Annotated in this window: 8 protein-coding genes; 3 read left to right on the top strand and 5 right to left on the bottom strand. The window is 42.1% G+C overall.

All coding sequences use genetic code 11. The features are described from left to right. The first annotated feature begins 100 nt into the window (after positions 1-100). On the top strand, positions 101-1,684 hold the full coding sequence (gene atpA, locus HMPREF1551_RS01670) for a F0F1 ATP synthase subunit alpha (protein WP_021627270.1): 1,584 nt from the start codon (positions 101-103) through the stop codon (positions 1,682-1,684). 101 nt (positions 1,685-1,785) lie between these two features. On the opposite strand, the gene carA is transcribed toward atpA, so the two are convergent. The 5 genes from carA to HMPREF1551_RS01645 all read right to left on the bottom strand — a co-directional run bounded on the left by carA (position 1,786) and on the right by HMPREF1551_RS01645 (position 9,828). Then, positions 1,786-2,892, bottom strand: coding sequence for a glutamine-hydrolyzing carbamoyl-phosphate synthase small subunit (gene carA / locus HMPREF1551_RS01665; protein ID WP_021627269.1), 1,107 nt, complete (start codon positions 2,890-2,892; stop codon positions 1,786-1,788). Between the two features lie 91 nt (positions 2,893-2,983). Then, on the bottom strand, positions 2,984-4,846 hold the full coding sequence (locus tag HMPREF1551_RS01660) for a hypothetical protein (RefSeq protein ID WP_021627268.1): 1,863 nt from the start codon (positions 4,844-4,846) through the stop codon (positions 2,984-2,986). Positions 4,847-4,850: 4 nt separating this feature from the next. After that, positions 4,851-7,994, bottom strand: a complete 3,144-nt coding sequence (gene ccsA, locus HMPREF1551_RS01655; protein ID WP_021627267.1) for a cytochrome c biogenesis protein CcsA — start codon at positions 7,992-7,994, stop codon at positions 4,851-4,853. Between the two features lie 3 nt (positions 7,995-7,997). Beyond that, positions 7,998-8,981: an adenine-specific methyltransferase EcoRI family protein gene (locus tag HMPREF1551_RS01650; protein ID WP_021627266.1), complete on the bottom strand. Its 984-nt coding sequence runs from the start codon at positions 8,979-8,981 to the stop codon at positions 7,998-8,000. Position 8,982: 1 nt separating this feature from the next. Further along, positions 8,983-9,828 carry an EcoRI family type II restriction endonuclease gene (locus HMPREF1551_RS01645; RefSeq protein WP_021627265.1) on the bottom strand — a complete coding sequence of 282 codons (846 nt, stop codon included), beginning with the start codon at positions 9,826-9,828 and terminating at the stop codon, positions 8,983-8,985. A 267-nt stretch (positions 9,829-10,095) separates the two neighbouring features. On the opposite strand from HMPREF1551_RS01645, the gene HMPREF1551_RS14120 reads away from it, so the two are divergent. Next, positions 10,096-10,233: a hypothetical protein gene (locus tag HMPREF1551_RS14120; RefSeq protein WP_021627264.1), complete on the top strand. Its 138-nt coding sequence runs from the start codon at positions 10,096-10,098 to the stop codon at positions 10,231-10,233. Between the two features lie 16 nt (positions 10,234-10,249). Further along, entirely contained in the window at positions 10,250-11,419 is a 1,170-nt protein-coding gene (locus tag HMPREF1551_RS01640) for a hypothetical protein (protein ID WP_231374945.1), read from the top strand. Positions 11,420-11,456: the final 37 nt, after the last annotated feature.

The raw sequence follows: 11,456 nt of genomic DNA, 5'->3' as shown, positions 1-11,456 counted from the left end.
GATTTTTTTTCGTATCTTTGCGCGGTTGCTTATAGGATAATGGCCTATGGGTTTACTCAGTTATAAATAAAGCAAAGAAGAATATTCATACATCAAAATAATGGCACAAATAAAGGCGGCTGAAGTTTCAGCGATTCTAAAGAAACAATTAGCAAACTTCGATGCGTCTGTATCCTTAGAAGAGGTAGGGACGGTATTAGAAGTAGGAGATGGGATTGCTCGCATTTTCGGTCTCTCCAAAGTGGAAAACGGAGAGCTTGTCCATTTCGAATCAGGACAAGAAGGAATGGTGCTCAACCTCGAAGAAGATCATGTAGGGGTGGTACTCCTTGGGTCTTCTACTCAAATAAAAGAAGGAGATACCGTAAAACGTACCAAAACCATTGCCTCTATCAAGGTAGGGGAGGGGATTGTAGGTCGTGTAATCAATACCTTAGGCGAAGCTATCGATGGCAAAGGTCCTATCTTAGGCGAGCTATACGAAATGCCTTTCGAGCGTAAGGCACCAGGGGTTATCTACCGTCAGCCGGTAAATGAGCCGCTACAAACAGGTATCAAGGCGATCGATGCCATGATTCCTATAGGACGTGGTCAGCGTGAGTTGGTTATCGGTGACCGACAAACCGGTAAAACTACCGTATGTATCGATACCATCCTTAACCAAAAGGAATTCTACGATGCAGGTAATCCTGTATATTGTATCTATGTAGCCATTGGTCAGAAAGCCTCTACAGTAGCGGGTATCGCTAAGACTTTGGAGGATGCTGGAGCGCTTGCTTATACAACCATCGTAGCGGCCAATGCCTCCGATCCGGCTCCTATGCAGGTATATGCTCCTTTTGCAGGGGTAGCCATAGGTGAGTACTTCCGTGATACAGGTCGTCCAGCACTTATTATCTATGATGACCTCTCCAAGCAAGCGATGGCTTACCGTGAGGTATCCCTCTTACTTCGTCGCCCACCTGGACGTGAAGCCTATCCAGGAGACGTATTCTACCTACACTCCCGCCTTTTGGAACGTGCTGCTAAGGTAATCAAAGACGATAAGGTAGCCCGCAATATGAATGACCTCCCTGATTCTATCAAACACCTTGTAAAGGGTGGTGGTTCCCTTACCGCACTACCGGTAATCGAAACCCAAGCAGGGGACGTTTCAGCCTATATCCCAACCAACGTGATTTCTATCACCGACGGACAGATCTTCCTCGAATCTGACCTCTTCAACTCAGGGGTGCGCCCTGCGATCAACGTGGGTATCTCTGTATCCCGTGTAGGAGGATCGGCTCAGATCAAGTCCATGAAGAAGGTAGCTGGTACCCTAAAGCTCGACCAAGCACAGTTCCGCGAATTGGCTGCTTTTGCTAAGTTCGGTTCTGACCTTGATGCGGCTACCAGCAACGTGATTGAGAAAGGGAAACGCAATGTGGAAATCCTTAAGCAATCTTCTAATACTCCATACAAGGTAGAAGATCAAGTAGCGATTATCTATGTAGGGTCTAAAAACCTATTGCGCCAAGTCCCTGTAGAGCGTGTACGTGAGTTCGAAAAAGAATACTTGGATAACCTTCGTACCGCCCACCAAGATACCCTTGCCCAGCTCAAAGCCGGAAAAATCAATGATGAGATTACCTCTGTCTTGGAAAGCGTAGCTAAGGAAGTAGCTCAAAATTATGTAGTGAAATAGTCATTTTATTTATTTTAATGTTATACAAAAATATTGCCTTACACATCGTAAGGCAATATTTTTTATACGTTAGTTATTAGTCACTTGTCACTCGTCATTAGTCACTTGTTACTTGTCATTAACTCAATGAACTGGTCAAAGAGGTAGCTCGCATCATGAGGGCCTGGAGCTGCTTCAGGGTGGTATTGTACGCTGAATACAGGGCGGTTCTTCAGGCGAATACCCGCTACTGTACCGTCATTGAGGTGTAGGTGGGTAATCTCTATATTCGAGTTCTTCTCCGCTAATTCCTTATTAACAGCAAAACCATGATTTTGGGAGGTAATCTCACTCTTTCCTGTAAGGAGGTTCTTTACAGGGTGGTTGATTCCTCTGTGACCATTGCGCATCTTATAGGTAGGTACTCCTTGGGAGAGGGCAATGAGCTGGTGGCCGAGGCAAATACCAAAAACGGGCTTGCCACTCTCAATAACTTGCTGAGTAAGTGTAATAGCCTCGGTTAGTGGTTCAGGGTCACCAGGGCCATTGGATAGGAAGAAGCCATCAGGGGCAAAAGCACTGAGTTCTTCAAAGGTAGCGGTATGTGGGAATACCTTGATATAAGCGCCACGAGCCGCCAAGTTGCGCAATATATTGCGCTTGATACCCAAATCCAGAGCTGCCACACGATAGGGGGCGTTTTCATCTCCTACGAAATAAGCCTCCTTGGTGGATACTTCTGGGGCTAAGGCCAAGCCCTTCATGGACGGTTGCCCCTTGAGCTGGGCTTTAAGTCCTTCTATGTTGTCCACTTCGGTGGAGAGCACCGCATTCATACTTCCATTATCGCGTATGTAGGACACTAAGGCACGGGTATCTACCTCGCTCACCACAAAGAGGTTTTGTCTTTCAAGGAAAGCGCCTAAGGATTCTTCACTGATAGGGCGGGAGCCATATTCGCTAAAGTTGCGACATACCAGGCCTGCAATCTTCACCCCATCGGATTCGTTTTCCTCGGAGAAAGCCCCGTAATTGCCTATATGAACGGTAGCTGCTACCATGATTTGCCCGAAGTAGGAGGGATCGGTAAAGATTTCCTGATAGCCAGTCATCCCTGTATTAAAGCAGATTTCACCAAAAGCACTACCTTCTTTTCCTACGGCTTTTCCATAGAAAACAGTGCCGTCCTCCAAGAGGACAATTGCTGGTTTTTTTTGTGTATATTTCATTGGATAATCAGCATAATTCTATGCTGCAAATATACGTCATTTTTCTGACTATACTTGGTTTTTTAATTAAATTTTGATAGCCTGTCCTATTTTAGAGATCTAAAGCGTACCAGTATAATTGCCCGCGTAGCGAAAAGGTAATATGCCATTGGTTGTCACTATAAAGGGCGTGTAAATCACTAATTTTCATAATATCCGATAGGCCAGAACTACGATAGGGGACTATACCTATTTCTGAGAACACACAGCTGGGGGCACCTATGGGCTTGAGGGTCTTTCGGTCAAATCGCTGTGCTTTGATCCCTTGGGAAAGCCCATCTTGGAATACATAAATAAGGTAACTCTTATCCCCTAAAGTAGCCCATACAAAGGTATCTCTAAAGTAACTTGTAAAATCATTACAGTGGAAAAATTGCTTTCCTTTAGGAAAATTCTTTGGATCATAACACCAAAAATCAAAGCCCTTTCTTGCATACTGATAACCTATATAGCTGCTTTTATTATCATTATTTATATAGGAAAAGCTATCAAATTGAAAGTCTTCATCTTCCTTTTCCTCCAAGAGATATTTCTCTATACAAGTATCTTTGTGAAATTTTAGATGATAAGTCTTTCGAGCTTCTGTATAAACGATAAAAACAGGTTCCTCCAAGGTGCGAGCTGTAAGGTCATCCCCCAGCAGAGGCGTAGTGATAGCTATTATAGGTGAGGGGAGTAAGGCGGCTAAGGATTGGTTACCGAGGACTTTGCCACTGGTGGGGTCTATACAAAGCAGGCTAAAATCAGTACGAGATCGCCTGCTGCTATAGATCGCATACATATACCCAGAAGTGGTAAAGGCACTTGCAATATAGGCTTCTTTTAGTGCTTCAGGTAGGAGTGTTTTTTCTTCGGCGACTCTATAGGCTAAGCTATCTTTTGTAATAGCTACGGGAGCATATTTTTTCCAATGGACACGATTATCTATAGTATAGAGGGTGTCATTCTTGGCATAGAAATGATTGATATAGGTTTTCACAGGAATTTCTAAGGCTTGTTTTAGGAACTTACGCCTTTCGGTATCAAGGGTGATTAGGGGCAATTGTTCGCTTTCTATGGAAACATAACGGCTTAGATAAAGGTGCTTTTTAGCTACTGTATCATAAGCATATAGGCGACTTTGGTCACTGGTAATTTCTCCTAAATATTCGAGTTGCTCATAGTAGCTTGTAGGGGTCTCTGTAAGGGGGACTATCGCAGGGGCGTTACATAAGCTAAGGTCGGTATGGATAACCTTTTGCCACCATGCTTGCCATTGCTTTTTTTTGGCGTTCTTCTTTATAGGAATAAAATCAAAAGTATCATGCGCCTCATTTAGGATACGAAGTGCAAGCTCGGCTATGGAACTCGTTTCTTCTTGTACATAAATGCTTCCAGCACTGGTATCTAACTCATAGCGATGCTGGATAGTTTTGCGATTGTCCAATTCTGCGATCCACTTAGGGATATCGCGGTATTCCCAAGAACCAGTAAAGAGGTTTTTACTTATAATATGCTCATATAGCCCGTCTGTTTCTACCTGATATTCAAAGGTAGCCACCTGTCCGTCAGAGTCAAGACAGGTGGCTTTTTTGGTATAATAAAGTGCTTTATGGTTGGGGAAAGCAATGGCGTCAAAGGTGATTTCTCCTCCGCATTTGAGAAAATCATTATAAATATCCTTGAACACAGGCACTAATAAGATCGTGGATTGTCCTACCCGCTGGGCGGATTCCTTGGAGAGGTTCACAAATACGATATTCCTCGGCGGGGTGATGTCTGCTTTTTCCAAGACAAAGAGTCTGTTTTGGATCATTTGATCCTCTCCATAGTAGGAGTGGTCGTTATCTATATAGCCCTTGAGGGTTAGGGGTTCTTGTGCCCAAAGGCCATAATAGGGGAGCATTATAAACAAGAGGAGCAACCACTTTTTCATACTTTTATTCCTTTAGATTTTTCCTTCTGATAAAAGACACAATCCCTAAAATTAGGACAAACACCGCCGCATAATAGACAAAGTTTGGAGTAATCACTTTTTCTCCGCTGGCGTAGCTATGTAGTCCTGAAAGGTAGAAATTAACCCCGAAATAGGTCATCAGGATACTGGCAAAGGCTACCACACTGGCAAAGTTAAAGCCCCACACCCCACGTAAGGAAGGAACAATACGCATGTGAATGACAAAGGCATAGACCATGATACTCACCAGCGCCCAAGTCTCCTTCGGATCCCAGCCCCAGTAGCGTCCCCAGCTCTCATTAGCCCATTGGGCACCTAAGAAGTTTCCAATGGTGAGCATGATAAGCCCCACGGTAAGGGCTAACTCATTGACGATGGTCAGTTCATCTACTACGCCCTTGATTTTTTCTCGGTTCTTCGCTGTGGTAAGAATCATCAGTAAGAGGTTAATAGCCCCTAAGATCATTCCCAAGGTGAAAGGGCCATAGCTACCTACAATCACCGCCACATGCAGCATCAGCCAGTAACTATTCAGTACAGGCTGTAGGTTGCCAATGGAAGGGTCAAGCCAGTTCCAGTGGGCAATCATCAGAATCATGGAGGTTACAAAGGCAGTGGAGGCGAGGCTCAATGGGGAGCGACGGGCGAAACACAAACCGATTCCCATGGTAGCCCAGGCAACATAAATCATACTCTCATACGCATCACTCCAAGGGGCATGGCCAGAGATATACCAGCGGAAAGCAAGCCCAGCGGTATGTAAGGCAAAAAGGAAAAAGAGCAATCCGGTACATACCTGGGTGGTGATACGCAGCGCCTTGCGCTCCTTAAAGATACGTGCGATGAGTACAACAAACATGATCGTACCTACATATAAGTACCAGCTAAAGAGGCTCTTGAAGACATCATACTTGTTGTAAAGTAGCTCGGCTTCTATCTGTTTTTCGGAAGGAATTACCGCCTTACCTACGGCGCGCTGGTTCTGCTGGAGTACGGTCAGGATCTTATCAGCCTCACTGTAATTTCCTGTCTCGACGGCATCCTTTACCGAGGAGAGATACCAGCGGAAAGCGTGCTTGATAAAGCCCGCTTCGAGGGTGTCCTGTGTATAGGTAGGATTCTCGTAGATGTCCAATGGGGAAATCCACTTGTTATTAGGACTGTCCTTGAGTGGGAATACACGGAGCATACTTCCGGAAAGGGCACGCTCTAAGAGGTGCATCTTGGTGTCTACTTCCTTGAACTCCTTTTGGAATTGGTTGGGGTTGTTGGTCGAATAGGCCTCCACCAAGTAGGGGTTAAGTTTGTTGTTATACTCCTTGTCCAAGAAGTCCAAGGCACGTACTCGCTTTAGGCCTTTTTCTACGCCTAAAATCTTATGTAGGCTATCGTTGTCCTTTTTGATATAGAAAAAATCTATATTGTACCATAGCTGACGATTCAGTAGCATGGAGAGGAACACCTGGTTGGCATCCAGGCCACGGAAAGAGTCAGCCTTGCTGACCTTGCGTAGAAGCTCGGAGGCAAAGGTGTTGATGGGTTTCATACGGCCATCTTCGTCTTGGATCACCAAGCGCCCAAAGCGGTCCGCATGTGATTGCTTAACAGTAGTGGCCTTAATAAGGGAATCTATCTGCTTGGGAGTCAGTTCAAAAGAATCATGTTGGGCATAGGCACCTACTGAAAAGAGCAGCACCAAGAGGGTGAGGGCACCTCGGCGTTTGTCATATAATTTTTTGAGTTTTTGACTCAGTTGGACAAAGCGTGTTTTTCCGAAAAACATGCTGGCAATAAGGCCTATATAGAGGAGGGTATAACCTATGTAAGTGAGCAAGGTACCCCAGAAATCGTGATTGACAGAAAGAATGGTTCCTTTCTCATCAGGGAAGAAGTTGGCTTGGAAGAAGCGATAGCCCTTATAGTTGAGGATATTATTCATGTAGATATCATATTTGAAGGTCTCCTCAGCAGAGGTGACGGTCACTTTACTCTTGAAGGAGGAGTAACTACGCTCGGTACCAGGGTATTTGTCGGCAATGAAGTCGTCCAACTTTACCTTGAAAGGCAGGGGGGTACGTACCGAACCATAGCTCAGATGGAAGGTCAGGCCACCTACCTCTACCGAGGTGGGAGGATTGATCTCGTCACGCCTACCGATGACCTCCACCTCTTGGGTTTCGCCCCCGCAGCTAAGGCTCATCACAAGGGCGCTGCGATCGCCTGCATTTCGTTTTTTCTCTTCGATAGCGGCCATTACCATTTTCCCTTTTTGCATGGGCTCAGGAAGGACAAAGCGCATGCCACCTATGTTGTACAAGCATCGATACTGGAGCGGTTGTAGGCTATCTTGGGCTACCTCAAATACTTTTTGATCGCCCATGGTCATATAGCTCCCCATATAGGGACTACGGATATAGCTCCCTTCGGGGGTTACTTGTAGGTTGATGGCTCCTTGGGTAGGGTTGTTCAGCGAGATGGGAAGGCCGTGGAAGTTTTCCGTTGTGCCACTCTTGAGATAGTGCTCGTGTCCCTCTCCGCCAGAGGCTTCTACAATTTTCAGATAGGCTTCTCCTTGGGGATCCTCCACGAAGGTAGCCTCTGCATGGGCGATAAAGCGCTTGAGGTGTATACGGAAATCTTTTCCTTTGAAGTCCGAAGCCCAACTATAGGAGTTGGAGGTATGCTGGGAGAAAAGCACTTGGGTTTGCTTGGCCTTTCGCAAGGGTTGTCCTTCATAGGTGCCATCTACCTGAGCGGTGATATAGGTCAGTTCCGAGGTGTAGAAGTCGGCTTCCTCTCCCTCGCGTAGGGCGAGCTTTCCCTCATCGCTGATATAGCGGGTCACCCCAGCTCCCACGATGATAAAGATCCAAGAGGCATGTAGGAGGAATACCGCCCAGTTCTCCCGCTTCAGGAGGCGATAGCGGCCTATATTCCCAATAAAGTTGATAACAAAAAGCACCATGATGAGTTCGAACCACCAAGCGTTATAGATCCAGATTTTGGCCGTGTCGGTATCATACCAGGTTTCCACAAAAGTGCCCATAGCAAGGGCAGCCCCATAGGCTAAGAAAAGCACCGCCATCAGACGTGTAGAAATAAGGATTTTCGTGAGTTGTTTAAGCATTTTTTAGTGTATTGAAAGGCTTTGTAGCCGTTTGTTTTTGATAAGAATCCTAAAATAAGGACATTTTCCATTTATAGATAAGTCCTTGTCATTGTTTCCTTTTCTAAACTTTATGATTTCAAATTGGTTAGGGTTGAATTTGTGTAAAAAAGTGATAGGAACTCCCATAGCTCCCTCATAGTCCAAAGGAATATTTTGAGTTTTATCTATATGAATACCATCATAATTGTCATATTTGGGGTATTGGTATTCATTACCTATGTACTTCTTGGTAAGGGTGATGTTCTCATGGCGTTTATAATTGTCTAAGTTGGTTAGCCATAAGCAGTTATTAGGAGATATAATCCTATTGCCTAAAGCATCTACTTGGGTTTCTGTGCCATAGAGCGGATAGTGTTCAGGTACGATAAAGCCTGAAATTCCTCTGCCTAAGTGTATCCCCAGCCATACGCTATTCTCTTGTATAAGCCTAAAAATCTCCTTATAGGTAATGGCATTGATATTGCCTATGATAAGGAACTTTTTGTTGTATTTCATCAGTTGAGCTACATACTCCCTGAACAGAGAAAAAGGCGGATTGGTAACTACGATATCCGATTGTTTGAGTAGTTCAATACTCTCTGAACTGCGGAAATCCCCATCTTCTCTGAAATATTTGATATTAAGAGTATTATATTCATCATCAGCACCTGTATATTCCACGAAAAAGCCCTTTTCATTCTCCTTGTTGGAAAACAAATCGGAGGCTACCTCCTTATAACAAGCCGTTATAAGTTTTTTAAGACCCAATGCTTTAAAATTGGAAACAAAGTACTTAAAAAAATTACTTGTTTTAGGGTCATCACAATTACAATAGACTATTTTATCTCTGAAATGATTTTTATAATACTGTAATTCACGTTCTATATCGGAAAGTTGAGTGTAAAATTCGTCATTTTTCGATTTCTTAGCCTTCTGCAATAGCTCATTGGTTGCTTTTCGTGCCATGCTAATCTTTTTTTACTTGTTGAGTAAGCTGAACAAATAAATCACTGCCTAATACTCTAAGAGAGGTTTTAGCTACTTCAAGCATGATATTCATCATTTTTTGTTTTTCCCAAGCCTTTCCATGTCCCTGAGTATATATAGAAGCGGCCTGTAGCATAATGGTTTTATCTTTGTACTTTACAAATTTATTCTTGCACAAGTTAGTGTTAATAGGCATGCCATAATTAGCAGCTGTAAGCCTGTCCAACCTGTTGAGCATTCCCGAATTATATTCGAGTGTAACCTTTCTTCCATCCGGTCGCTCTACGCAAATAGTCTCAGTAAGAAAATTAGAGCCTTCTAAGAATATTATATAAGGAAAATGAGATTCTGCTAACATGAAATTGGCCATTTCAGCTATATTTTTATGAGCTCTTTCTATAGCATTTCCTCCTACCATAAGGTCTTGATTATCTTTCGTCCCTACCAACTTTCCAGCTTTGATATTTTCTATGTCTTTCCCCTGATGTTTGGCCTCTGTTACTAAAATAACTCTCCAGTTCTCATAGTCGTCCTTTACTTCTATAAGCCCACCATCAGGTAACACACTTGCATTGGGAACAAAAAGGGTTTGCCCCAACTCAGGATCTACTCTTTTCAAGGCTTCATTGATCTCCTCTTTCTTTACCTCCGTTCTATGTCGGAAAGACAACAAGGGGAATGTTATCTTAAGCTGTTGCATAACAAGAAGAGAAATCTCACGAACAGATAGATCATGTAGCTTAGCTTCATTGCCAAATATCCCTATAGCACCCTTAGTTTCTTTGTGTTGGGTAGCGAGCCTTTTAGATTGATTTTTCTTAGACATACTTGGAAGGGAATATAATTCTCCTATGGGGCAAAAGTACGAAAATAAAAGCAATTGGCAAACACTTCAATACTTAGTTTTGAATGATTAACGATTAGTTTGCACTCAAATTATTAACGACGAACGATAAGTAATGTGTTATTGTTAATTAACATTACTTTATTGTTGAAACGTATTGCTTTTACTTCTGTAATGTTGTGATTTTGCATTCTAAAACTTAAGCGTTATAGCCAGCTATAACGCTTAAGTTCTATAACCTTATAACTTGTGAAAAAAACAACTTATTCAAGCCCTTTGGGCAGTGGCCAATGGCAACCTCAGAAAATACAAGCCGAATTGTTCAAGATGACGAAGTCTAAAAAGTGTATCACCTGCCTCTTCTGTATAGGAAACATAGTTGTATAATTTGTGAAACTAGAGCTTGTTTTTTTATTATCTTTGCCCAAAAAAGCAAATTATGAAAAAGGCTGCCTTTATAGTGATTTATCTTTCCCTTTTGGGTTGTGCTTCCCCACAGATAGTGACCTCCTACAAAAAAGAGGCTTTGTCGCACCAAGAAGAGGTCATCACAAAAATCCCTAATAAGCCCTCACTCAAAGGGCAGGTAAAGCGTTATAAGGAGCGTAGTTATACCCCTGTCTTCCAAAAGCTATCTCAAAAGGATTCTATTTTTTCCCAATGGAGTGAGATACCTTACTTTGAGATAGAATACCTCTTTGATTCTAAAGGAAATATAGTAAAGGAATATCAGCAAGTGAAAGGACAAACGGATTCTTTGTATTATATATCCGAGCGTAAATATTTGTATAATGAAAAAGGAAAATTGATGCAAAAAATCTTCAAAGAAGGGGATTTTCCTCAAAAAGATAATAATCAATATAAGTATATATATTATACGAATTATATTTATGATGATAAAAATAGGTTAATAGAGGAAGAAGAATGCGATTCGGATTTGCTCAAAGGGGAAAAAGTTATATATACTTATGATGAGTATGGTAATATTATAGAAAAAATTTCATTTAATGATAAAAATAAATTTTTTTATAAAGAAATGTATGAATACAATGCTGAAAATCGTAAAATTAGTTGTAAAAAAGAATATGTAATAGACAAATATAAAGATATAAAAAAAGAAAACACATGGAAATATGATAAATCGGGTAATGTCATTGAAGAATATATTTATGAATTGAGCACAACGCAGTATGAAGAAGGAACACTTATATATAATAATGCTATAAGATATTATAGATATGATACTAATGGAAAAATCATTGAAATAAGAGATAAGTATCTTAGCAGTGATAGCATAATAGCACAAGGAGCTACAGAAGGGCATACTTCTTATGTGTATAATTCAAAGGGGAATCTTCTAAGCAAGACTGGTTTTATAGATGGAAGGCTTTCTTGGAGCGAATATTATGATGAGTGTCAGTATCTTGTAAAAGAGGTTTTTGTCAGTCAAGAAGGAGAAATCCAGAGCAGAGCGTATTATTACCAGGAGGATATCTATCATAATCCTATAGAAAGACTTGTCATAAATGAGGTTCCTATAGAATTATATAGATACGAGATAGCGTATTATTAAGTAATAAAATTGGCTTTAGTCTTTTGTCGTTTGTCAT

The organism is Capnocytophaga sp. oral taxon 863 str. F0517 (assembly GCF_000466425.1).
Classification (GTDB): Bacteria; Bacteroidota; Bacteroidia; order Flavobacteriales; family Flavobacteriaceae; genus Capnocytophaga.
This window is presented reverse-complemented; position numbering and strand designations above follow the sequence as displayed.

What these genes read in the sequence shown, in the direction of transcription:
- atpA (WP_021627270.1), top strand. Translation starts at nt 101, where the DNA reads ATGGCACAAATAAAGGCGGCTGAAGTTTCAGCGATTCTAAAGAAACAA.
- carA (WP_021627269.1), bottom strand. Translation starts at nt 2,892, where the DNA reads ATGAAATATACACAAAAAAAACCAGCAATTGTCCTCTTGGAGGACGGC.
- HMPREF1551_RS01660 (WP_021627268.1), bottom strand. Translation starts at nt 4,846, where the DNA reads ATGAAAAAGTGGTTGCTCCTCTTGTTTATAATGCTCCCCTATTATGGC.
- ccsA (WP_021627267.1), bottom strand. Translation starts at nt 7,994, where the DNA reads ATGCTTAAACAACTCACGAAAATCCTTATTTCTACACGTCTGATGGCG.
- HMPREF1551_RS01650 (WP_021627266.1), bottom strand. Translation starts at nt 8,981, where the DNA reads ATGGCACGAAAAGCAACCAATGAGCTATTGCAGAAGGCTAAGAAATCG.
- HMPREF1551_RS01645 (WP_021627265.1), bottom strand. Translation starts at nt 9,828, where the DNA reads ATGTCTAAGAAAAATCAATCTAAAAGGCTCGCTACCCAACACAAAGAA.